Origin of the sequence: Chitinophaga sp. RAB17 (genome assembly GCF_052114225.1) — a bacterium.
Classification (GTDB): domain Bacteria; phylum Bacteroidota; class Bacteroidia; order Chitinophagales; family Chitinophagaceae; genus Chitinophaga.
Genome location: NZ_JBFREI010000003.1, coordinates 579,441 through 601,759, shown reverse-complemented (window position 1 = coordinate 601,759; position 22,319 = coordinate 579,441). Strand labels below are relative to the sequence as shown.

Genomic DNA, 22,319 nt, shown 5'->3' with positions numbered 1-22,319 from the left:
AATCGCTTGTGAAGAGATAAAAAAGTATCTACAAAACTGAACAATATCTGTATGATAGATTCCGGTCTAAAGTGAATGCAGGCACAGCCTTTCGTCTTAATTTTCATAATTTCCACTCTCTTTTGCTCACTTCAGGAAAAGGTGTATCTTTGCGCACTTTCCCATTCCATTCCCATTTTTATAAGTAGTTGATAACCAACTGAATGTTGTTTTTATGGCATCGTTGAAGCCCCTGTTTTCGGGTTTCCTGATGTCGTTAAGCATGGATATGTTAACCAGACAGGAAAATTTTTTAGCATTACTGTGCCACTATTGTTTTGTTTATAGAAGTATTTAATATTTAATTGTATATACATTATGGATCAGCTTAAACTGAAGTTGCAGGAGTACTATCAGCGTTACCAGCAAATGGATCAACGGGTGAAGCCTGGAAAGGAGGAGCCTGGTTTTGAGGACGTGCTGGACATGGAAAATGATATTCTTTCACAATTTGGATTGCCTACATCCCGGCGTTTTGTGCAGATACTGCATGATTTTGTGCATCATGGGCACGTAAGTGACCAATTGGTGGATTATGTGAGCAAGAAACTGCGTGCTGCCGCACGTAAGTACCTTTTGGCGCCAGTTATGTCAGATATTGATCTTTTGGAAAGTGGCCGCGAACAGAAACGCAGCCCTTACGATGTACTGCCTGAACTGGGATACCCGGCCCAGGAGTACGCATTATTTCTTGTAGGAGAAATCTTCTATCGCCGTAACATGGCTGCAGGAGATATTTTGGATGAACTGAAAAAAATGCAGCATTTCGATAGCTGGAGTGATCTGATGCTGTTAAGTAAAATACATAACCATACTACTCATGAAGTCTACGCCAAGCTGAAAAAGCAGGAGCTGCGCTTCATCGATGAGTTCATACAGTTTACCCGCCGGCAGGAGCCTTCCCGCCTGGTAAATAAGCGTGCTACTCCACTGGAAGATGGTTATACTCCCAACTATAAAACGATTACCAAAGTGCAGGTAGAAGATATCATCTTTGATGAACAAACTACCCCCAGCTTATTTGGTAAAATAAAAAGTGGGAGAGGATATGCCCGCATCACCATCAGCCTGGAATTTTCAGAACTGAACCAGATCCTGATGAGCAGCGATGAACTGGGTGTTGAAATCAGCAATCATATTAAAAAACGCCTGGCAAATCCGGCAGCAGAGAAACCAACGGTGATAGATATACGCGCAGAATTCGGCGATGTATTGAAACTGGATAACTGTTACCTGGAAGTATACAAACCCCAGCATAGAGAAGGGAATAAGTGGGTAGAAGATAAAGACAACTTCTACTTCGTTGATAAAATTCTTACTAAAAAGGAATTTGAAAAACGTACCAAAGAAGCAGAAGTGAAACGTAAAATACAAGAGTGTCTCGAACTGATTGGCGGCTCCTACGTATATTATCAACGCCTGCGCCGGTTAGGAATTACAGATGAAGAAGCCAAGCTGCGCGCTGGTTTACAGGACGAACTGTTATTTAAATTATCCTACTTCCTGAACAAGGTAAAAGAATAATATGTTGATGCGTGTGATGATCTGTGAAAGGATCATCACACGTTTTTACAACAGCCCTATCCCTAATGTGAGTACACCTGCACCCAACAGGAATACGCCTGCATATAATATCCCAATCCATTGATTCGGCTGTGTTCTTGCCTTACCTGCAGCCGCTGCAAAAAATCCACCACTAATCAGTATAGTACCAAAAGGAATACTTATTCTTACTGCCCATGTAAGTGCATTATCTAACGTAACTGCATCTGTGAGCAACTGGCAAACCAGGGATAATATGACCAGTACACCGGCATGTGCATGACCGGCCCGGAACATGGATCGTTGAAATGGTGTAAGCGCCAACTGATTCATTTTTCCACTGAGGATCTTTAACAGGAAATATCCGCCGAATTGAATAGTAGGAATAGTGATGAGAATGAGTCCACACATTAGTTTGGCTGAAGGTGTCATAGCTGAAATATTTAGTCGAGGTAAAAGTAAATGCTTAAAAGTGGATGGACCTTAACAAATGTTAGTTTATTCCTTTGCCGGAATTTTTTATGTTTGAGGAAAAAATAATGGAAGAACTCACACTCGGCGTTGGCTCAAGGGTACAGCACGCACATTTTGGCCCCGGAGTAATTGTAGCGGTGAAATACGCCCAATACCGCGTTACCTTCATGGACCATGGTATTAAGATGATCGACAAAACAGATCCACTCTTTGAGGTACTGGTGGCGGAGAACACCACCTCCGAAGTGGAAACTGCTTCAGAGGTGGAAACATCTATATTGAAGATCCTGCGTCTCTGGGGAGGCATTACAGAAGTGGTGCCACTGGGCGATCGCTGGAAGGGCGGCAACCTGGTGCTGCAGCCGGGTGATCCCACCCTGAAAGCAAAGGAGCTGCCTATTGATACCTTCTTTCATAAAATAGTCATGCTGCGCGACCGGCTGCGTGTGCTGGAACAAAACATCAACAGCCATAAAGTGCTCACCGATGAAGAGAAGGTAAATATGCAGCAGTATATTACCCGCATCTACGGCTCCCTGACTACTTTCAATGTATTGTTCAGAGATAAGGAACACTGGTTTACCGGTGAGAAAGGTAGCAATGATTAGTTGGCGTTTATCTTATAAATCTGTTCCAGTTCCCAGCGGTAAGGTTCGAACATATGGTGGATGAAAATGTTTTTTCCATCAAACGGAAACAGTTCATCATAGCCCTTTAACGGGTATAAGATGATGGGCATACCTGCCGGGGTATAATTGTGACTGGTTACAAAATCCGGTTGCTGATACTCCGGCAGTACCTTTCTGACACGCTTGTAGGCGAACTTACCCAATACCCGCTGCATACGCCTGGACGAGCGTTTGGTAGGACGATCCAGGCGACCATACATATAATTGAGTACGGCGCGTATGGCCCATTTCTGATCTTTCAGAGAACCTTTAATATTTGCGAAAGGACTTACCGTATTAAAATCCCTGGTTGTTTGCAGTGAGAACGGTGTTTCAGGCACCCAGTCGCGTGCATTGACTACCCTTAATCCCCAGCCTCCCCGGGTTATGAAATCATAGTCGTATGCATAGTACAGGTTACCAGGCTTAGGCGCAGCACTGGCGTATGTTTTGAATACAATATCCTTTGGAAGTCCATCGGTGTATTCAAAGTAAGAGCGCAGCAGAAAAGAAATGGCCCCACCCTGGCTATGTCCGAAGATGATATATTCGTGTATGCCTTGCTGATAGTATTCGTTTATTTTACGTTTAATTTCAGGTCCCATAGCAGCTACTGCCAGCATCCATCCGGCATGTATGTAAGCTCTTGGATCTTCTGCCACTTTATAAGGCACTGCAGTACTGTCATTTAATTTCACCGTACCCTGCGATGGAATCATACCTGCATAAAAGTTTTCCAGCCAGGACGTACTACTACCAATGGTGCCACGGATCACAATAATACCTACGCCATCTTTTCGCTTCCACAGATCCCAACGGTTCACCAGGCCTGATTCCTTAGCACGATAAATCAGTTCACAATCTCGTGGCGGATTACTCTTTACCTTGGTCCAGGGCGTATCTCCCATCCGTTCTGCCAGTTTTAACAATTCGCCGTACTCCGATGGGTTAAAGTTGGGCTGCAGTTGCTGGGAAAAAGTTTGATTTCTCCCGAAAAATAAAAATAGAAAACAGATCAGTAAAATACGGTGGACCATAGATAATTATGAATTACAAATCATGAATGCCGAATGAAATACTAATAAAAGCACTTCACTTTAAGATAAAATAAAACAATTCGCACTGTTTCATTGTTCTAAATGCGTTTAACTTTCAGGCCTAAATTACTTTAAATATGGCAAAGAGAATTGAGCATGATTTCCTCGGTGAAAAAGAAATACCACTGGACGTATATTACGGTATTCAAACCCTGCGTGCAATTGAGAACTTTCATATTACCGGTATTCCCCTGATGGTGGAACCCGTTTTCGTACAGGCGTTGGGCTATGTGAAAAAAGGCGCCGCTATGGCGAACCGTGACCTGGGTGTACTGGATAAAAATATCGCGGAGTATATTATCAAGGCTTGTGATCGTGTAATTGCGGGTGAGTTTAATAACCAGTTCCTGAGCGACCTGATACAGGGAGGCGCAGGTACTTCGGTGAATATGAATGCTAACGAAGTTATTGCGAACGTGGCCCTGGAAATGATGGGGAAGGAAAAGGGACAATATGAATTCTGTCATCCCAACAACCATGTAAACTGCTCACAGTCTACCAACGATGCTTATCCTACTGCTTTTCGCATAGCCCTGATGAATAAACTCACCGGGTATAAGCTCACCCTGAGTGAGCTGGCAGAAGCTTTTGGCGCTAAAGGAGTGGAGTTCAAAAACGTACTGAAAATGGGCCGCACCCAGTTACAGGATGCGGTGCCTATGAGTATGGGCGATGAGTTCAAAGCCTTTGCTACCAATATCAACGAAGAGCTGTCCCGCGTGGAAGAAAGCAAACGACTCATCTCTGAAATAAATATGGGCGCCACCGCCATTGGTACGGGCGTAAATGCACCTAAGGGATATTCCGAACTGGTTACCAAACACCTGGCGGCTATCACCGGTCTGGATCTTATACTGGCTGGAGATCTGATAGAAGCTACCTATGATACCGGTGCGTATGTGCAATTATCTGGTGTGCTGAAACGCACAGCTGTAAAGATTTCCAAGATATGTAATGATCTGAGGTTATTATCTTCCGGCCCACGGACAGGGTTAAACGAAATTAACCTGCCTCCCATGCAGCCGGGATCTTCTATTATGCCGGGTAAAGTAAACCCGGTAATACCAGAGGTGGTGAACCAAACCGCTTTCTATGTTATTGGCGCTGATCTGATGGTGACCATGGCTGCAGAAGCAGGACAGCTGCAACTCAATGTAATGGAACCTACTATTGCTTTTGCATTGTTTACCGCCATTACTTATATGAATAATGCCTGTCAGACCCTGAAAGATAAGTGCGTAGTGGGGATCACAGCCAACGCAGACCGCACCAAAGAAATGGTGATGCATAGTATTGGTATTGTAACACAACTGAATCCTATTATCGGATATGAAAAATGCTCCGCTATTGCGCGCGAAGCACTGGAAACCGGAAAGTCCGTTCATGATCTGGCGGTGAAAGAAAAGAAGTGGGTAACGCAGGAAAAGTGGGATGAAATTTTCACTTTCGACAACCTGATAAGACCCCAGTTTATTCAATAAAATATGCGGGCAGCCACCGCCTTTCCGGTAGGCTGCCCGTATGTTCCGGCGTTCTCTCTTTGCCGGAGCCCTTCTGCAGTAGATACATCCGATCATTATCATCAGATATACACATTTTATATGATCTGGTTACAATTTGCAATTTTGCTGGGGGCTATCCTCGTAGGCGCCCGAATGAAAGGTATTGGGCTGGGTGTGATGGGGATGGTGGCATTGGCCATTTATATATTCCTCTTCCGCATGCGGCCTGCAGATCCTCCTATTGATGTAATGCTGATTATATTGGCGGTAGTGAGTACTGCGGCTACGTTGCAGGCTGCCGGGGGAATGGACTACCTGGTAAGACTGGCAGAGAAAATTCTGCGCAGCAAGCCTTCGCTGATTGTATTGTTGGGACCACTGGTGACTTATCTGTTTACCTTATTTGCAGGCACCGCACATATTACTTATTCGCTGTTGCCTATTATTGCAGAAGTATCTACCAAAAAAAGAATACGCCCTGAAAGAGCATTGAGTATTTCTGTTATTTCTTCTCACCTGGCTATTACGGCCAGTCCTATTTCCGCAGCCACCGCTGCTATATTAACGATCCTCAGTGGTAAAGTGGAGTTGCTGGAAATCCTTAAAGTATGTATTCCTGCTACGATTGTAGGAACATTGGCAGGTGTGGCGGTATGCTGGAAAATGGGGAAGGACCTCGACAAAGATCCCCTGTTCCTCGAAAAAATGAAAGACCCTGAGTTTGCATCCAGCATAAATTCAGATACAGAAGCTGCCAGGGCGCCGCTGTTACCAGGTGCCAGGACTTCTGTACTGATTTTCGGGCTCGCGGTATTACTGATTGTACTGGTAGGAGCTTTTCCAAATATGTTGCCTTCTTTCGGAGAAGGTACCAGTAACCTGGCCGTAGATGCTGCTGGTAATATCAAAATGTCTGCTGTGATAGAACTGGTGATGCTGGCAGCTGCAGCCGCTATTATGCTGCTCTGCAGAACCACTACGGCTGCCGTGGCGAAAGCAAGTTTATTTAATTCCGGTGCGCAGGCAGTAGTATCTATTTTTGGTGTGGTATGGATGAGCGCTACTTTTATGCAAACGAACACTGATATCATAGAACATGCGTTGGATGATATGGTGCGTGCTGCTCCGTGGACATTTGCCATTGCTCTTTTCCTGCTCAGCATCCTGCTTTTCAGCCAGGCCGCTACTACCAAGGCGCTCATGCCATTGGGCTTATCACTGGGCATTATTCCTCCGCACCTGGTGGCCATGTTTCCGGCAGTAAATGGGGACTTTGTTTTACCCGGCTATCCTACACTGCTGGCGGCCATCAATTTTGACCGTACAGGCAGCACACATATAGGCAAATACCTGGTGAACCACAGCTTTATGTTACCTGGCTTTGTGAGTGTGGGTGTTTCTGTGGCAGTGGGTTTCCTCCTGGCAGGGATACTGTGGTAGCATTTTACAGGCAAATAATGACTCCCGAAATCTAACGATTATGCATATCCGCAAATGGTTAATGGCGTACATGCTATTGTACGCATTTACTACATCTGCACAGCAGCAGGAATCTGCAAATGATACCCTGCATACCCCGCTGATACCGGTAAACAGGCAATCATTGCTGAATAATGTAGACGTTATCGCCAATATGCGTTTCGCCTTTCGCAATGACTTTGAAAACGGTACTTATACAGGTTCCCGCTTTGTGAATGAACAGTTCAGACTGGAGATCAAAGGCAAGGTGGCAGATAAGCTGTACTTCCGCTTCCGTGACCGTTATACCCGTGATCCGGTGACACAGTCTATTGATAACCTCAGCAGATCTACTGACCTGGCTTTTATACGTTTTGATCCCAATGAAAAATGGAAAATATATGCCGGCAAATTATGCGCAGATTGGGGTGGCTACGAGTTTGATGCGAACCCGATCGATATTTACGAATATTCCGACATCATCGAATATTCCGATAACTTCCTGACGGGTGCAGGACTGGGCTTTTTGCCCGATAAGAATAATGAATTCACTTTTCAGATACTAAACAGCAGAACCAAAACATTTAAAGAACTGTATGATTCTATTCCTGGTATCAGCGAAAGTAAATTTCCTTTTGCCGCAGTGATCAACTGGCGGAGTAATATGTTTGAAGGCAAGTTCAGCACCATCTGGTCTTACAGTATCTTTAAAGAAGCTACCCATCAGTACATGAACTACATTGCATTGGGTAACCAGCTTTCTTTAAACCGTTTCCGCCTGCAATATGATTTTAAATTAAGTCTTGAAAACCTGGATCGCAAGGGACTTGTGAGCAGCTTTACCCCCGATAAAAAAGCGGTGCAGGGCGTGAAATATATGAGCCACTGGCTGAGCGCTGACATACAACTGAGCAGGATTGTACACCTGGCCTTAACCGGCATGGTGGATTTTGCCTATTGGGATGGGAACCCCGACCCCAACAAAGATAAAAAACTGCGAACTGCCTGGGGATATATACCTGGTATAGAAGTATACCCGCTTAAACATGTGAACCTGAAAGTATACGCCAATATGATAGGACGAGTATACCGGTATACCAACTACGCACAAACGACATTAGGAATGGTAAACAATGACAACTATCGTTTCTCAGTAGGGATTGTAACGCCGTTGCTGATTTTATAGCTGTTAGCTTTTAGCTTTTAGCAAAAAAATGCAGCGGAGAACATAGTATATGTTTATCTCCGCTGCATTTTTTCTAAAAGCTAAAAGCTAATGGCTAAAAGCTAAAATGGCTAATAGCTACTAAAATTCCTGTTCGAGTCTGCCTACGCTACCATCATCTCCTATACCTTCTACGACTACACGAAAACGTTTGGTGAAATCGTTGTTGTAGAATTGTATCCTGGCAGTGTGTGTGAGGGTATCAACTGCTACGTTTGGATTCCAGTAGAGCGTGAGGCGTTTATCAGGTAAAGCATGTACTTCTTTCTTAACGGAGTAGTCAGGAGAATAGAACTGCTTTACGATAGTATAACCCGCTTTCTTATAAAGTTTAAAGCCTCTGATGCTTGGATCATTTTTAGGAGCGTTGTCGCCACCTTTCTTCGTGTATACCGCAATGGCGCCGTTGGCACCACCAAATCCACCCATAAACGGAGGGCGGAATACTTTGATGAGGGCGATATCCTGTATGGAGAGGGTACCCAGCATGCTTACATCAGATTGCATTTCATTGAGGTATAAGCCTGGTTTGCCACCACGCCATGACAATGAAGGGTTATTCAGATCGCCGGTAATCTGTAGTCCTGCTACTTTAGATTGCAGGTATTGGAATACGTTGAGTGCAATCGGATTTTCCTTGGTCAGGTCAAACGTATAGCCATCGCCACCGGAGAACATACCGGAGGTGTAGCGTTTTTCGGTGGTTTCTTCCGGTTTAACTTTTGTGGCATTGACGTTTACTTCTTTCAGGTATACTGTTTTGTTATTGATAGAGCGGTTTACCTTGTTACCTTCCGCTGCATTGGCCAGGAACTGCTTCAGGGCATTATTGTCTATTGCTGGTGGTATCCGCAATGGATAAGGTATTTTAACCTGGGTAGGGCGTTCGAAGAAGTGGTTATCGAACTTCACATTTACATCTACTCCTTTTTTTACGAGGTCATTACCCTGGTAGTAGATATAGGCTGTATCCGGGAACACCATATTGGCAATTTCGAATTGACCTTTATCGTTGATAGGCGCAGAGGCGAACATGGAGGAGCTGTCTATCGGCAGGCGGATGATCATATCCAGTTTACCGGTAGGCATAGGACGGCCGTTCAGCATGGTCGCTACTCCTTTCATCAGGAGTCCTTGTTCGTAAGGGAACCTGATTTCCGGGAATTCGTTGTTCAGGATCTTTTCCCAGGCGAACCGTCTCCAGCCGTTGGTCATCATCACGAGGTCCAGGCCACGGAGGGTGGAATCGGCATCGTTATGGAAATACCAGGAAGGGTTGTATATATATCCTTTGAGATCGGAAGTCAGCAGGAAAGTAGAAACGATGTTATTTGAATTTTTATCTACCGGTACAGCATCCGCATCTGTAATTGCCATGGATATGCTGGTTTGCAGGGTGTCTGGCAGGCGGATTTCAATCGCATTTTTCGCTCTGGGTTCTTTGTGGGTATCTGCGTCCAGTACATCCATTTGCAGGAGGTCATTTTTGCGGACAAAGGTGAGTCGTTCTGAGAGCGGCATACCCGATTTAGCGAACAGGGTAATTTGTAAGATGCCTGAAGGCAGATGGTCTGCCGGGATAAAACCACTGATCCGGCCTTCGCCTACATCCAGGCTGGCTTTGTACACCAGTTGGGAGCCCATCTGAGCCACAATCACCAGGTCATTAAAGGCGGTATCGCTTACATTACCGGGAACGGCCTGGTAAAAGATACGGGCGCCTTTATTGAATACTTTCAGAGATGCGCCGGTGGTTACCGGTGCTGGCAGTGCAATTGTTTTGGTTTGTCCTTTGGCACTTTTCACCACTGCCTGGAAAATATCCTGCCCGTTGGCAGGGGTAATATCAAAGGTACCCATACCATCGTGAATGGTTTTAAGCGCAACGGAGTTGCCGCCTTTGGCATCTTTAACAGTACCGGAAACTTCAATCGGGTAGCCGTTGTTGTCAATGGCTTTGAAGGCCACTATGTTAGGCTGACCGGCGATAAGGTTACCACCTTCCGGGAAAAACTGTACCGCAAAGTCGGGCGCAACAACGCTATCAGCGGGAGCAGTTGTTTTTTTGGAAGGATCAAATATTTCTATAGTCCTGTTATAGCTGAAAGCGGGATCGAAATTGAGCATCCAGGCGGTATAAGCCCTGAGCTGGTATACGCCCGGTTTCTGTGTTTCAGGAATATCGAAGTTGCCTGGAGCGCCGGCATTACCGGCAGCAAACAGTTTCTTCTGTACAATGTTATTGTTCTTATCCAGCAACTCTACATAGAGATTGGTAGCGGAAGTGGAAGGCATTCCCTGCAGGGTGATATAGGCCTTGAACCAGATGGTTTCACCGGAGGCGTAGTAGTCTTTATCCAGGTGGAGATAAACTTTTTCAGCCGGGTAGCGGGAACCAAATGTTTGTAATGCCTTCACTATGCGGTCGGACCAATCATTGGGCGATGGTAGTATAGCCAGTGCACTCATTACGCCGGTTAACAGAACGGCAGGGATCATCCATTTCAGGTGATGTCGCTTTTTCTTCAGGTGCGGTTGCATGCAATATATTTTGAGCCAGTATAATATATGTAAAAATATAAACTTCGGAAGATTAATCGGTAAGATTACGGCAGGTTTGTTATTATTGCGTGCTCAAGCCATGGTTTTAACAAGATTTTAATGAGTTCAGAACAGAAACGTTTAGTGGTGGCAGGCGGTGGAGCTGCCGGATTTTTTTGTGCGGTAAATGCGGCCCGTCTTTGCCCGCAGCTGGAAGTCGTGCTGCTGGAGAAAACAGGTAAGCTGTTATCCAAAGTGAAGGTAAGTGGTGGTGGCCGCTGCAATGTTACCCACAATGCACCGGATATTACGTATATGGCTAAACGCTATCCAAGGGGGCAAAATTTTGTAAAGAAATCATTTTCCCGGTTTTTTGTCTCCGATACCATCGCCTGGTTTGCCGAAAGAGGGGTGAAACTGAAGGCAGAAGAGGATGGTCGTATGTTCCCCGTAACAGATAATTCCCAGACCATCATCGATTGTTTGCTGCGGGAAGCAGATAAATACCATTTGAATATCCGGACCAATACAGAGGTGACTTCTTTTAAAAAAGGGAAAAATGGCCGCTGGCAGCTGCAATTGCAAAATGGTAGTGAGCTGGCAGCTGATTATTTATGTATTGCCGCCGGAGGATATGCGCAGGCGGGCAAATTTGCGTGGCTGGAACAGAGCGGGCATAGCATTGTGCCACCGGCGCCTTCCCTGTTTACTTTTAATATGCCTGGTAATCCGATCACCAGCCTGATGGGAGTGGCCAATACGGCCCAGGTAAAAGTGGCAGGTACGAAGTTACAGGAAACAGGACCTTTGCTCATCACCCATTGGGGGATGAGTGGCCCGGCTATACTGCGATTGTCGGCCTGGGGAGCCCGGGAGCTGCAGCAACTCCAGTATACCTTTACGGCGATTGTGAACTGGCTGCCGGCCTATAATGAAAACACGCTGCGGGAAGACTGGCAAAGCCTGCGATTTGAATTAGGAAAACAGAAATTATATAATAAGAATCCATTCAGCCTGCCTCAACGGTTATGGCAATTTCTGCTGCAACAGGTAGGAATACCGGAAGAAATGCGTTGGGCTGACCTGCCAGCCAAAGACCAGAATAAGTTAATGAAATTGCTGGTCAGCATGGAGTTCCCGGTAAAAGGTAAAACTACCTTTAAAGAGGAATTTGTAACCTGCGGCGGTATTACGCTGAGTGAAATAGATCCTGCCACCATGGAAAGCCGGTTGGTACCTGATTTATATTTTGCCGGAGAGGTAATGGATGTAGACGGCATCACGGGGGGCTTTAATTTTCAGCATGCATGGACCAGCGGTTTTGTCGCCGCAAATGCTATTGCGCAGAAGGCGTAGCGCGATTTTTTGTTTTTGTCCAGGATTATACTGATTTAGATGATTTTCCGGATTTTATTTTTTCCGGATTAGAAAGATAAAAAGATTAGCGAAGACCGATAGTACAACCCCATCGGTCTTCGCTAATCTTTTTTTAATCTTATAAAATCATAAAAACAAAAATCATCTAAATCAGTATAATCCTGGACAAAGACGAAAAATCGCATTACAGCTTTAAGTAATGCACACCCGGTGCATACTCTTTTTCCAGCGCCAGCAGCAGGTTGTTAAAGTCTTCCGGCTGACGGAGAAAATCTACTTTAGTGGTATCTACCACCAGTGTACGTACCGGATGCTGCTTAATATACTGCATATACATATCATGTACACTCATGAGGTATTCGTCCGGAATATGTTGTTCGTATGTACGGTTACGATGTTTGATATTTTCCTGAAGCTTGGTAACAGGTGCGTTCAGGAAGATAAGTAGTTCGGGTTGTACCAGCTGCGGATTGATGATGTCGAATAATTTCTGATACAGGGCATATTCTTCTTCCGGCAGATTGATTTTGGCAAACAACAGGCTTTTAATAAAGAGGTAATCGGAGATAATGATATCGCTGAAAAGATCCTGCGACTGCAGCATTTCTTTCAGTTGTTTATAACGTTCCGCCATGAAAAACAATTCCAGGGGGAAGGCGTATTGTTGTGGGCGTTCGTAAAAGAGGGGGAGGAAAGGATTATCTGCAAATTCTTCCAGGATCAGTTTCGCAGAAAAATGAGCAGACAACATATTGGCCAGTGTTGTTTTGCCAGCGCCGATATTCCCTTCTACCGTAATAAATTTATAGTGCATGAATGTGTTGTTTAGAATGATGCTAACCCGTTTAGTTGGAGTAGCGGTTAACCGGTAATGTATCCGGGCAGCTGGCTGCCAGTTCTTTAACTGTTTTATGTAACACCGGGTGTACATAATCCGGGACGATTTCCAGCAAAGGCACCAGTACAAATTGCCGCAGCTGCATCCGGGGATGCGGCAATTTTAATTCCGGTAAGGCTATAATGCTGTCGTTAAAGAAGATAAGGTCGATGTCAATGACCCTCGATCCCCATTTCTCCTGGCGGATACGTCCAATCTTTCTTTCTATTTCCAAAAGTGTATGCAGTAACGTTAGTGCATCCATTGTGGTGCGGATTTCTACACCCTGATTAAGATAATCAGGCTGGTCCACGGCTCCCCAGGGAGCGGTCTGGTATAAGGCGGAGATCTGTACGACCTCTCCGGCTGTTTCTGAGATCAGCTGTACCGCCTTTTCAAGGTTCCCGGTACGATCACCCAAATTGCCACCTATAAGTAATATTGCTGTATTCATGTATATTTCAAGCCCCAAAAGTAGCCATATTCCTTATTTTTGAAAAAATGTATCTTTCTATCTCAGTTTCATCTTAACCAAAAAGTATGCGTTTCTTCAAAGTTTTCCTGGCAGCCTTTCTTGCATTTGTTGCATTTGCAGGTATATGCATCATCGTGTTGATGGTCATAATAGGCAAGGCCCTTACCTCCGAAAAGGTAACTATTAACCCCAACGGCGTACTGGTGCTCGAAACGGGCCAGTCGTATAAAGAACAGAAAGTAGTAAACCCGCTTAGTGCCCTGATGCCCGATGATGAAGGAGAGGTGCCTGGTTTGTTTCAGGCAGTACGACTGATCGAAAATGCTGCCAATGATGATAACATTAAAGGTATTTATCTTAAAGTAAATGGCAATCCCAGTGGCTTTGCCAGCACAGAAGAGTTGCGTAATGCGCTGCTTCGTTTCCGTAAATCCGGCAAATTTGTGTATGCATATGGAGAAGTGATGGGACAAGGCGCTTATTACCTGGCTTCCGCTGCAGATAAAATTTACCTGAACCCCAAAGGTGGACTGGATTTCACAGGTTTCTCCACCCAGATACCTTTTTTAAAGGGCGCATTGGATAAGCTGGAAATAAAACCGGAGATTTTCTATTGCGGCAAATTCAAAAGTGCTACCGAGCCATTGCGTGAAACCCAGATGACCGAAGCTAACCGTATTCAAACTACCCAGTTCCTGGGCGAATTGTATGGTACTTTCCTGCAGGGAGTGGGTAAAGCACGTAATATAGATACCGCTGCCTTACATGGATATGCCAACGAAAATTTGATCCAGGAACCTGATGATGCGTTAAAATATAAGCTGGTAGATGGTTTGAAATATGATGATGAAGTAACTGCAGAGTTGAAAAGTAAAACAGCTACCAAGGCGGATGGGGACATCAACTTTGTTACCCTGGGGAAATATAATGTAGGTACGGAACTTTCCAGCGGCACCGGAGAGGGCAAAATTGCACTGATCTATGCACAGGGCGACATTATAGATGGAGAGTCTGATAAGGATAATACCATTGCCAGTGCAAATTATATCAGCGAAATCCGCAAGGTAAGAGAAGATAAGAACGTGAAGGCCATCGTGTTCCGTGTGAACTCCGGTGGAGGCAGTGCACTGGCTTCTGAAGTGATCTGGCGGGAACTGTCGCTGGCGAAGAAAGTAAAACCAGTGGTAGTATCTATGGGCGACTATGCAGCTTCCGGGGGTTATTATATTTCCTGTATGGCCGACAGCATTTTTGCAGAGCCTAATACCTTAACCGGCTCTATCGGTGTATTTGGCGTGATGTTTAATCTGCAGGATTTCTTTAAAAATAAGCTGGGCGTTACTTTCGACGGTGTTAAAACCGCCCAGTATGCCGATCTGGGTTCAGTAGGCCGTCCGTTGACAGAAGGAGAGAAGCGCTTTATCCAGAATGGTGTTGACAGTACCTATGCTTCCTTCAAATCCCGCGTGGTAGCCGGCAGAAAGCTGGATCCTGCCGTGGTGGACAGCATCGCCCAGGGACGTGTATGGAGTGGTGTAGAAGCAAAAAAACTGGGACTGGTAGACCGTATAGGTGGTGTGAATGAGGCCCTGGCTTGTGCGGCGCGACTGGCAAAATTATCTGAGTACCGTTTAAGGGAATATCCTGAAGCTGGAAAGAATAAGATCGCCCGGTTCCTCAAAGGGTTAGGTGCAGAGACCAGTGCGAACATGGTGAAAAAAGAGCTGGGTGCTAATTATGAGCTGTATCAGCAATTGAAAGATGTACAGCAGATGCATGGCCAGATACAGGCAAGAATACCATTTAAATATAGTTTCTAGAAGCAGCGCACTCAAAGTATAAAGCTTAAGGCATAAAGCAAAAAGCTATTGTAGCATAGATATAAGCGGATAACAAACCAACAATATCCCCTTATTGCTCCGCTACAATAGCTTTTTGCTTTATGCCTTAGGCTTTCTCCTTTTTTATAGTAGTTTTGCTTCCGGTTTTTAAAATAGCAGATCAGATGAATGGAGCTAAGTACAATCAGTTGAGGGCCATGCTGGCGATTACGAAAGGAAGTTTAAGGGGTATATTCCGGAGTCCTTCCGCCGTGGTGTTTAGTTTGGGGTTCCCGCTGGTATTTATCCTGGTGTTTGGGTTTATAGGAGGCAGTACTGTTTCCGTAAAAGTGGGAGTAGGCCGCCAAACCGATACTACGAGTGAGTTTTATAAGAACTTGCATTATATAAGTGCCCTGAAGCTGGTAACGGATCAACCGGCCGCCGACATGGAAGAAGACCTGAAGAAAGGGCGACTGGTGGCTATTTTGAATGTGGTGCCAGTGGAAAGTACAGATAAGGTGCCGCACTACGAAATCGATATCCGGACCTCTACCGCTTCAGATGCCAGTAAAAAAATGATCCTGATGGGCGTGTTGAAAAATGTGACCGCCAACATGGATGACTCGTCTTACAAACGTCCTACTGTGGCTGTTTTTAAGCAAACAGAGATCCCAGGACGGGAATTTAAGACCATTGACTTTATTTTACCGGGACAGCTGGGATTTGCGCTGATGAGTGCGGCTGTATTTGGTACCGCTTTCCTGTTTTATAATATGCGTCAAACGCTGGTACTCAAGCGTTTCTTTGCCACACCTATCAAACGTACCTATATTGTACTGGCGGAGGCGCTGAGCCGGATGATCTTCCAGCTGATCAGCTCTGTGGTGATCATTACACTGGGACATTTTGCATTTGGCTTTACGCTGGTGCACGGTTTTGCCACTTTCCTGGAAATGCTGGTATTGTCGGTGTTCGGGTTGCTGGTGTTCATGGGCTTTGGCTTTGTGGTAAGCAGTCTGGCTAAAAACGAAAGCACCATTCCTCCTTTGGCAAATATTGTTACCCTGCCACAGTTCCTGCTGGCAGGCACTTTTTTCCCGATAGATTCCTTCCCGGGCTGGCTGCAGCCTATTTGCAAAATAATGCCGCTGACTTACCTGATTGATGCGTTGCGGAAAGTGGCCTTTGAGGGGCAGCATCTCTGGAATGTGGGCTGGGATATTGCCATTCTTACTTTGTGGGGTGTTGTCGTATATGCGGTAGCCGTGAAAGTATTCAAGTGGGAATAGTGTGATTTTATTAGCTTTGTGCTATCTAAATCCAGTCAGATGCAAGCCTTTTTCATTATTCTGGGTGCATTTATTGTCCTTGTACTGGGGCTTTTCATTTTCAGTTTATTCCTGTCACCCACCGTTAAAGTGGAGCGTTCGCTGTTAGTCCCGGCAGCAGCCGGTGTTATTTTCCCATTGGTGAATGTGGTGCGCAACTGGGAGCTGTGGTCGCCCTGGAAAGAGCAGGACCCGGCGGTGAAAATTACCTATGGAGAAAAGGAAAGCGGGGTAGGCGCGGGATACAGCTGGGAAAGCAGCAACCGCAATGTGGGCAAGGGGCACATGTCTGTCACGGAGTCGCGGGCAGATCAGTACATCGCTACCGATATCGATTTTATGGCCATGGGACTCGCCAAAGGCTATTTTCGCCTGGATACCGTTACCGGAGGCACCCTGGTTACCTGGGGCATGATTTGCAATATGGGGCAGCATCCATTGAGAAAGGTCATGGGGCTGATGATGGACAAGTGGGTGGGGAAAGATTTTGAAAAGGGATTGGAGAATATAAAAAGGGTTGTCGATAAATAGAATTACGAATGATGAATTACGAATTGCGGGGTATGATCTACTCCATGTTCCGTAATTCATCATTCGTCATTCGTAATTTTTTTCTATGCGTCTTATTAAGTTGTTGCTGATCAGTGTGATCATTTTGGGCAGTATGATTTTTCTGCTGTCGTTGTTATTTCCATCTACGGGAGTAGTAGAGCGTACCGGCGTGATACGGGCCCCTATTTCCGTCGTATATGCACAGATCAGTGACCTGAAGGCATGGGAGCCCTGGAATCCGTGGACGAAACCCGACAGTACCGCTACCCTCGTATTTTCCGGGCCGGCAGCCGGCACAGGCGCCTGGTATAGTTGGGAAGGCAGGGAAAGCAGTGGGAAAGTAACGATCCTGGACAGTGATCCGGCCAAGGGGATACATTACCTGCTGGACATCAAAGGCGCCAGACCGGTAAATGGCGGTATTGAACTGAAGCCCACGGCAGATGGAGCATCCACGGCTATATTCTGGCATATGGAAATCAAACTGGGGATGCTGCCCTGGTGGAAATTAAGGGGATTTGTAACAGACCGGATTTATGGACCTGCCATGGAAGCCGGCTTAACTAAGTTGAGTGATATCTGTGAAAAGAAGTAATATGGAGTTATTTTACCATTGATCCCATTGTTTTGCTTACAACGGATTTTATGGTTTAATTTAAATTGTAAAGCTTTCTTGAAAAATTCTTCTTATTTCAGAAAAAACTAAAAAAATGAAACATTTCTTTTTGGCAACCTTATTTCTGGCCGTTACCAGCCTCGTTTTTGCACAGGAAAAGCCACGTAAGAGTCCACACGTTACAACAGAAGCCAACGGTATTAAAGTAGTTTACGGACAACCCTCTAAAAATGGCCGCGTAATTTTTGGCACCCTGGAGCCATTCGGTAAAGTATGGCGTACCGGTGCTGACGAAGCCACTCAAATCACCTTCAGCAAAGATGTTGTATTTGGTGGTAAACCTGTAAAAGCCGGCACTTACACTTTATTTTCTATTCCTGATCCTAAAACCTGGACGGTTATCCTCAATGGTAAACTGGGTCAATGGGGTGCTTATGATTACGACAAAAATAAAGGTGAAGATGTGGTAGCAGTAAAAGTAAAGCGCGAAGCATTGGCTAAGCCGGCTGAAAAGCTCACATTCACATTGCCAGGCAATGCTGTGGTATTTGAATGGGATGATACTAAAATTGCTGTACCGGTAAAATAATTGTACTGGGTGAAGTATTTACAAAGAGGCTGTCTGAAAAGACAGCCTCTTTGCATTTAAGCATTTTTTATTGGTTGTCAAGTGTGGGTATCAGTTCCCGGATGCTCTCATATACCTGGTCCAGTTGTTCGTTGGTAATACAGTATGGTGGCAGTATATAGAGTGTATTGCCCAACGGGCGCAGCATGATCCGTTTTTCCCGGAAGAAGCGGTGCAGGTGGTCCGCTAGTGCATTCGTATACCCGTCTGCGTTAGAGGTTACTATTTCAAATGCGAGGATGGTCCCCAGTAGTCTTGGATTTTTTATAATCGAAAACTGTTGCAGTTCTCCTAAGAAGACAGCATGTTTTTCGTGTATGCGTTCCCGATTCAGTGCACAGGCGGGATCGGTAAAGATATCCAGGCTGGCCAGTGCGGCGGTGCAGGCGAGGGGGTTAGCCGTGAAGGAATGGCCGTGGAATAATGTTTTAAGTTTATCGTTGGATAGGAATGCTTCGTATACGGCCGCGGTGCTGGTGGTTACGCCCAGCGCCATGGTGCCACCGGTAAGCCCTTTGGAGAGGCATATCATATCCGGTTGGGTGTGGAGATACTCCATGGCAAAGTTTTTTCCGGTTCTGCCGAAGCCGGTCATCACTTCATCGGCGATGAGTAAAATATTTTTGGAAGCGCAGTACTGTAACAGTTGCTCAAATGCTTTGGCATCGTACATCACCATCCCGCCGGAGCCCTGGAGCAGCGGCTCAAAAACAAAGGCAGCTATATCTTCCGGCTGTAAGTCTTTTATAGTATTTATTATTTGTGAGATGTTTTCCGCGGTGGGTACCTCCAGGAAATGAACATCAAACAAAAGGTCATCGAACACGCGGGTGAACACACTTCTGCCGCTCACGCTCATGGCGCCGAAAGTATCGCCATGATAGGCATTTTTAAAGGCAAGTATTTTATGTCTGCGGGTACCTTTATTATCCCAGTATTGTATGGCCATTTTCAGCGCTACTTCTATCGCAGTAGATCCGTTGTCGGAGTAAAACACGCGGCGTTGATTATCCGGCAGGATCTGTAGCAGGCGTTCCGCCAGGTTTACAGCCGGAGGATGGGTATACCCGGCAAAGATGCAATGTTCCAGTTGCAGTGCCTGGGCTGCCAGTTGCTGTGCAATATGTGGATGTGCATGTCCGTGTATGTTTACCCACCAACTGGAAGTGGCGTCTATATAGCTGTTGTTTTGTTCATCGAAAAGAAGTGCACCCTGTCCGCGTACAATACCGATAGGCGCAGGAGCGGTTTGCATTTGTGTATACGGGTGCCAGATGATGTCCAGGTCCCGGGCCGACAAAGAAGGTGTTTGCATAATTGTTGGCTTTTTGTGCAGGCGCGAAGGTACTTTTAAAAGCGGAAAGCAGAAAGCGATTGACGTGAATGATCAGCGCAGATAATATCTCCCTACGTCCAGGATCTTCTGCTTTGGTCATTCAGGTCAGTCGCTTTCTGCCTTCTGCTTTCTGCTTTTCGCTTCTTCCAGAATATGGAGGAGATCTTCCGCAGCATATGGTTTGGGCAGCATATCTTTCACCTGCAATTTATGAAGCCGCTCTTTTACCTCGGGCATAATATCCGCGGTGAGTACAATGATGAAAGCGTTGGGCTGCAGGTGTTGTATATGCGGGATGGTTTCATAGCCATTCATTTCCGGCATATGCAGGTCGAGGATGATGCCATCGAAAGACTGTTCCTGCATTTTGGACAGGGCTTGCCGGCCATTACTGGCGGTGACGATGGTGGCGCCTGAATTTTTCAACTGCAATCCAATGATGCGTATGTTGATGGCATTGTCTTCCACTACCAGCAGGGTGATATCGTTAAGGAAGCCGGCGGCTTGCTTCTCTTTTTTACGGAGTTGATTGGCTTCGTTTTCCGGAACGGCGAAAGGGATATCAAAGCGGAAAATGGTGCCTTCATTTTTCTGGCTTTCCAGTGTGATATTGCTGTTATGGAGGTTGACCAGCTTTTTTGTGATGGCCAGGCCTAATCCCGTACCACCATGATGGCGGGTGGTGGCAGAATCTTCCTGTACAAAAGTTTCAAATATTTTATCCTGCATTTCGGGAACTATGCCTATCCCGGTATCTTTTACCATAAAGGAGATATTGCAGGTATCTTCCGTACTGCTTTCCATTTGTACGGCGATGGTAACGCTGCCTTCGTTGGTAAACTTGATAGCGTTGCTGAGGAGGTTGTTGATGATTTGTGAGAGCCTGACCGGATCGCCGGTAATGTTGGCCGGCAGTTTTCTATCGATGTTGGTTACCAGTTCAATTCCCTTGGATTTGGCCATTGGCTGGTAGTTGGTGGTAATACCCTGTATAAGGGCAGCCGGATCAAACGGAATTTTTTCCAGTTCAATCTTACCTGCTTCCATCTTGCTGAAATCAAGAATATCATTAATAAGACCCAGCAAATGGTTGGCAGAGAATTGCAGGCTATGAATCACTTCTGCATGTTCTGTCACCGGATTTTCTTCCAGGATGCCGGCAATGCCTATGATGGCATTTAAAGGAGTACGGATTTCGTGGCTCATAACGGATAAGAATTCACTTCTTGACTGTGCTGCTTTTTGTGCGCTGTCCCTGGCATTGGTAAGTGCCAGTTCTGTATCTTTTTTATCGGTGATATCCATGATGATACCCCGGAAATGTGTCAGGTGGCCGTTGTTGTTTCGTACAGGCCGGCCGACGGATCGTACCCATGTTTTGGTGCCTTTGGCAGAAATATGCCGTAGTTCCAGGTCAAAAGGTACATTCTCGCTGGAGAGGAGATCTCTGGCGGCTTCAAATGCAGGCTGATCATCGGGATGATAGAAACTGGCCGCTGCATGAAATGTAATAGGGAAGTCGGGTGGTACTTCTCTCAAAGCATACACTTCTTTGGTCCAATACATTTCGCCGGTCACCACATTGAATTCCCAGCCCCCCATTTTACCCATCTGCTGGCAAATACCGAGTAACTGATTGCTTCGCTTCAATTCTGATTGTGCCTGTTGGTAGCCGGTATGTTTTCTTTCCCGGGCAGAAATATTCCTGATAAGCAGTAATATCCGTTTGGGGCCTGGTTGCGGGCTATTGATGAGCGTCATTTTCAGTTCGTACCAATGCTCAAGACTATGCCGGATGTCCGGATATAGGTACTCCTGGGGTTCTCCGGTCCGCAGGATCTTGTCTGCCAGGCGGTTAAAGGCAATGGAATGTTCGCCCAATACTTCGGAAATGGTTTTGCCTATTACTTCTTCCCGGGGACGAAACAGTAGGTTTTCCTGGCTGCACCATACTTTGGTAAAGACTTTCTGATCGTTCATTTCAAACACAATATCATCCAGCGTCATCATGAGTGCTTCCCATTCTGATTTTAGTTCGGTATGCGCATTTTTCAATTGCTGGTATTCACGGACCCGGAAGGCATTCCGGTGCTGATAACCCAGCACCTGCATCAGGGGCTGAAGTAGTTGTATGGTAGCGGTAGTATATGGAGTGGTTTGGGTGATCAGCCCTATTACAGCCAGGACTTCCTGTTGAAATACGATCGGAATTCCCAGAAACGACCAGGGAGTGGCAGTTCCATTGTCTACAGTACTGATATGCGGTTGCCCGCTATAGACCACCTTTTGCAGGGACGTAGCAAAGCTTCCTTCACCTTCCGGCATCCGGCTTTTGGCAAGCGGTTGCCACTGAATGGTGCCATTCCGGTATTGGATTACTTCGCTCACAAAACCGTGTTCACTCTTTGTCAGTGAAATCAGATCGGGTAATAAATGTTCATACGCATTATGGATGCGTTCAGGTGTAGCAAAATTATCATGAATACTACCAATGATTTCCAGTAATTTTTGCTGGCGCATTAGTCTTTCATGCAGCTGCATATCATCTTTCATTTCCCCGCCGTCCGGATCACTTTCTAGGGAACCCGTAAAAGTTGTAGCCAGCATGAGTGATGTTGATTTTACTGTTTTGGTTGTTTTCAACAAATAAAAAAACAAGGCATTGCTGTCAATGGCTGACAGTACCGCTATATATTGGACGAATGTTGCTTAAAAGAGGCCAGATTATGCGCACCGGTTGGTAGAAAAATTATTAATATGA

At 45.7% G+C, this 22,319-nt stretch carries 18 protein-coding genes; 11 read left to right on the top strand and 7 right to left on the bottom strand.

Translation table 11 applies throughout. The features are described from left to right. Positions 1 to 357: 357 nt before the first annotated feature. Positions 358 to 1,563, top strand: coding sequence for a hypothetical protein (locus AB4Z08_RS14175; protein ID WP_441574404.1), 1,206 nt, complete (start codon positions 358 to 360; stop codon positions 1,561 to 1,563). A 45-nt stretch (positions 1,564 to 1,608) separates the two neighbouring features. Here AB4Z08_RS14175 and AB4Z08_RS14170 read toward each other — a convergent pair whose 3' ends face one another. Next, positions 1,609 to 2,013: a hypothetical protein gene (locus AB4Z08_RS14170; RefSeq protein ID WP_441574403.1), complete on the bottom strand. Its 405-nt coding sequence runs from the start codon at positions 2,011 to 2,013 to the stop codon at positions 1,609 to 1,611. A 107-nt stretch (positions 2,014 to 2,120) separates the two neighbouring features. On the opposite strand from AB4Z08_RS14170, the gene AB4Z08_RS14165 reads away from it, so the two are divergent. Continuing rightward, the gene (locus tag AB4Z08_RS14165) at positions 2,121 to 2,663 is read left to right on the top strand and encodes a hypothetical protein (RefSeq protein WP_441574402.1); all 543 of its coding nucleotides are present in this window, start codon (positions 2,121 to 2,123) and stop codon (positions 2,661 to 2,663) included. Here the strand turns inward: AB4Z08_RS14165 and AB4Z08_RS14160 are convergent. Continuing rightward, positions 2,660 to 3,760, bottom strand: a complete 1,101-nt coding sequence (locus tag AB4Z08_RS14160; protein WP_441574401.1) for a lipase family protein — start codon at positions 3,758 to 3,760, stop codon at positions 2,660 to 2,662. The two genes, AB4Z08_RS14165 and AB4Z08_RS14160, sit on opposite strands and share 4 nt — an antisense overlap. Before the next feature lie 137 nt (positions 3,761 to 3,897). Here AB4Z08_RS14160 and aspA point away from each other — a divergent pair, with 137 nt between their 5' ends. From aspA to AB4Z08_RS14145, 3 genes are all read left to right on the top strand, one after another. Beyond that, entirely contained in the window at positions 3,898 to 5,301 is a 1,404-nt protein-coding gene (gene aspA, locus AB4Z08_RS14155) for an aspartate ammonia-lyase (RefSeq protein WP_441574400.1), read from the top strand. A gap of 120 nt (positions 5,302 to 5,421) precedes the next feature. Beyond that, positions 5,422 to 6,762, top strand: coding sequence for an anaerobic C4-dicarboxylate transporter family protein (locus tag AB4Z08_RS14150; protein ID WP_441574399.1), 1,341 nt, complete (start codon positions 5,422 to 5,424; stop codon positions 6,760 to 6,762). A 40-nt stretch (positions 6,763 to 6,802) separates the two neighbouring features. Next, positions 6,803 to 7,966, top strand: a complete 1,164-nt coding sequence (locus tag AB4Z08_RS14145) for a porin (protein WP_441574398.1) — start codon at positions 6,803 to 6,805, stop codon at positions 7,964 to 7,966. 120 nt (positions 7,967 to 8,086) lie between these two features. On the opposite strand, the gene AB4Z08_RS14140 is transcribed toward AB4Z08_RS14145, so the two are convergent. After that, positions 8,087 to 10,546 carry an MG2 domain-containing protein gene (locus tag AB4Z08_RS14140; protein ID WP_441574397.1) on the bottom strand — a complete coding sequence of 820 codons (2,460 nt, stop codon included), beginning with the start codon at positions 10,544 to 10,546 and terminating at the stop codon, positions 8,087 to 8,089. A gap of 120 nt (positions 10,547 to 10,666) precedes the next feature. On the opposite strand from AB4Z08_RS14140, the gene AB4Z08_RS14135 reads away from it, so the two are divergent. After that, positions 10,667 to 11,902, top strand: coding sequence for an NAD(P)/FAD-dependent oxidoreductase (locus AB4Z08_RS14135; RefSeq protein WP_441574396.1), 1,236 nt, complete (start codon positions 10,667 to 10,669; stop codon positions 11,900 to 11,902). Between the two features lie 205 nt (positions 11,903 to 12,107). On the opposite strand, the gene AB4Z08_RS14130 is transcribed toward AB4Z08_RS14135, so the two are convergent. Both AB4Z08_RS14130 and folK read right to left on the bottom strand, forming a co-directional pair. Beyond that, positions 12,108 to 12,737, bottom strand: coding sequence for a deoxynucleoside kinase (locus AB4Z08_RS14130; protein ID WP_441574395.1), 630 nt, complete (start codon positions 12,735 to 12,737; stop codon positions 12,108 to 12,110). Between the two features lie 31 nt (positions 12,738 to 12,768). After that, entirely contained in the window at positions 12,769 to 13,254 is a 486-nt protein-coding gene (folK, locus tag AB4Z08_RS14125; RefSeq protein ID WP_441574394.1) for a 2-amino-4-hydroxy-6-hydroxymethyldihydropteridine diphosphokinase, read from the bottom strand. Positions 13,255 to 13,340: 86 nt separating this feature from the next. On the opposite strand from folK, the gene sppA reads away from it, so the two are divergent. From sppA to AB4Z08_RS14100, 5 genes are all read left to right on the top strand, one after another. Then, on the top strand, positions 13,341 to 15,095 hold the full coding sequence (gene sppA / locus AB4Z08_RS14120) for a signal peptide peptidase SppA (RefSeq protein WP_441574393.1): 1,755 nt from the start codon (positions 13,341 to 13,343) through the stop codon (positions 15,093 to 15,095). Between the two features lie 185 nt (positions 15,096 to 15,280). After that, positions 15,281 to 16,387, top strand: a complete 1,107-nt coding sequence (locus AB4Z08_RS14115) for an ABC transporter permease (RefSeq protein WP_441574392.1) — start codon at positions 15,281 to 15,283, stop codon at positions 16,385 to 16,387. Positions 16,388 to 16,426: 39 nt separating this feature from the next. Continuing rightward, complete coding sequence (locus tag AB4Z08_RS14110; RefSeq protein ID WP_441574391.1) at positions 16,427 to 16,957, top strand: SRPBCC family protein; 531 nt, start codon at positions 16,427 to 16,429, stop codon at positions 16,955 to 16,957. An 85-nt stretch (positions 16,958 to 17,042) separates the two neighbouring features. Continuing rightward, a complete protein-coding gene (locus AB4Z08_RS14105) occupies positions 17,043 to 17,573 on the top strand; it encodes an SRPBCC family protein (protein WP_441574390.1) in 531 nt (176 codons plus the stop codon). 115 nt (positions 17,574 to 17,688) lie between these two features. Continuing rightward, complete coding sequence (locus tag AB4Z08_RS14100) at positions 17,689 to 18,183, top strand: DUF2911 domain-containing protein (protein WP_441574389.1); 495 nt, start codon at positions 17,689 to 17,691, stop codon at positions 18,181 to 18,183. 67 nt (positions 18,184 to 18,250) lie between these two features. Here AB4Z08_RS14100 and bioA read toward each other — a convergent pair whose 3' ends face one another. Further along, on the bottom strand, positions 18,251 to 19,537 hold the full coding sequence (gene bioA / locus AB4Z08_RS14095) for an adenosylmethionine--8-amino-7-oxononanoate transaminase (protein WP_441574388.1): 1,287 nt from the start codon (positions 19,535 to 19,537) through the stop codon (positions 18,251 to 18,253). A gap of 126 nt (positions 19,538 to 19,663) precedes the next feature. Continuing rightward, complete coding sequence (locus AB4Z08_RS14090; RefSeq protein WP_441574387.1) at positions 19,664 to 22,165, bottom strand: ATP-binding protein; 2,502 nt, start codon at positions 22,163 to 22,165, stop codon at positions 19,664 to 19,666. Positions 22,166 to 22,319 lie beyond the last annotated feature (154 nt).

What these genes read in the sequence shown, in the direction of transcription:
- AB4Z08_RS14165 (WP_441574402.1), top strand. Translation starts at nt 2,121, where the DNA reads ATGGAAGAACTCACACTCGGCGTTGGCTCAAGGGTACAGCACGCACAT.
- AB4Z08_RS14135 (WP_441574396.1), top strand. Translation starts at nt 10,667, where the DNA reads ATGAGTTCAGAACAGAAACGTTTAGTGGTGGCAGGCGGTGGAGCTGCC.
- aspA (WP_441574400.1), top strand. Translation starts at nt 3,898, where the DNA reads ATGGCAAAGAGAATTGAGCATGATTTCCTCGGTGAAAAAGAAATACCA.
- folK (WP_441574394.1), bottom strand. Translation starts at nt 13,254, where the DNA reads ATGAATACAGCAATATTACTTATAGGTGGCAATTTGGGTGATCGTACC.
- AB4Z08_RS14130 (WP_441574395.1), bottom strand. Translation starts at nt 12,737, where the DNA reads ATGCACTATAAATTTATTACGGTAGAAGGGAATATCGGCGCTGGCAAA.
- AB4Z08_RS14110 (WP_441574391.1), top strand. Translation starts at nt 16,427, where the DNA reads ATGCAAGCCTTTTTCATTATTCTGGGTGCATTTATTGTCCTTGTACTG.
- AB4Z08_RS14175 (WP_441574404.1), top strand. Translation starts at nt 358, where the DNA reads ATGGATCAGCTTAAACTGAAGTTGCAGGAGTACTATCAGCGTTACCAG.
- AB4Z08_RS14160 (WP_441574401.1), bottom strand. Translation starts at nt 3,760, where the DNA reads ATGGTCCACCGTATTTTACTGATCTGTTTTCTATTTTTATTTTTCGGG.
- AB4Z08_RS14115 (WP_441574392.1), top strand. Translation starts at nt 15,281, where the DNA reads ATGAATGGAGCTAAGTACAATCAGTTGAGGGCCATGCTGGCGATTACG.
- AB4Z08_RS14140 (WP_441574397.1), bottom strand. Translation starts at nt 10,546, where the DNA reads ATGCAACCGCACCTGAAGAAAAAGCGACATCACCTGAAATGGATGATC.
- AB4Z08_RS14090 (WP_441574387.1), bottom strand. Translation starts at nt 22,165, where the DNA reads ATGCTGGCTACAACTTTTACGGGTTCCCTAGAAAGTGATCCGGACGGC.
- AB4Z08_RS14105 (WP_441574390.1), top strand. Translation starts at nt 17,043, where the DNA reads ATGCGTCTTATTAAGTTGTTGCTGATCAGTGTGATCATTTTGGGCAGT.
- AB4Z08_RS14145 (WP_441574398.1), top strand. Translation starts at nt 6,803, where the DNA reads ATGCATATCCGCAAATGGTTAATGGCGTACATGCTATTGTACGCATTT.
- sppA (WP_441574393.1), top strand. Translation starts at nt 13,341, where the DNA reads ATGCGTTTCTTCAAAGTTTTCCTGGCAGCCTTTCTTGCATTTGTTGCA.
- AB4Z08_RS14150 (WP_441574399.1), top strand. Translation starts at nt 5,422, where the DNA reads ATGATCTGGTTACAATTTGCAATTTTGCTGGGGGCTATCCTCGTAGGC.
- bioA (WP_441574388.1), bottom strand. Translation starts at nt 19,537, where the DNA reads ATGCAAACACCTTCTTTGTCGGCCCGGGACCTGGACATCATCTGGCAC.
- AB4Z08_RS14170 (WP_441574403.1), bottom strand. Translation starts at nt 2,013, where the DNA reads ATGACACCTTCAGCCAAACTAATGTGTGGACTCATTCTCATCACTATT.
- AB4Z08_RS14100 (WP_441574389.1), top strand. Translation starts at nt 17,689, where the DNA reads ATGAAACATTTCTTTTTGGCAACCTTATTTCTGGCCGTTACCAGCCTC.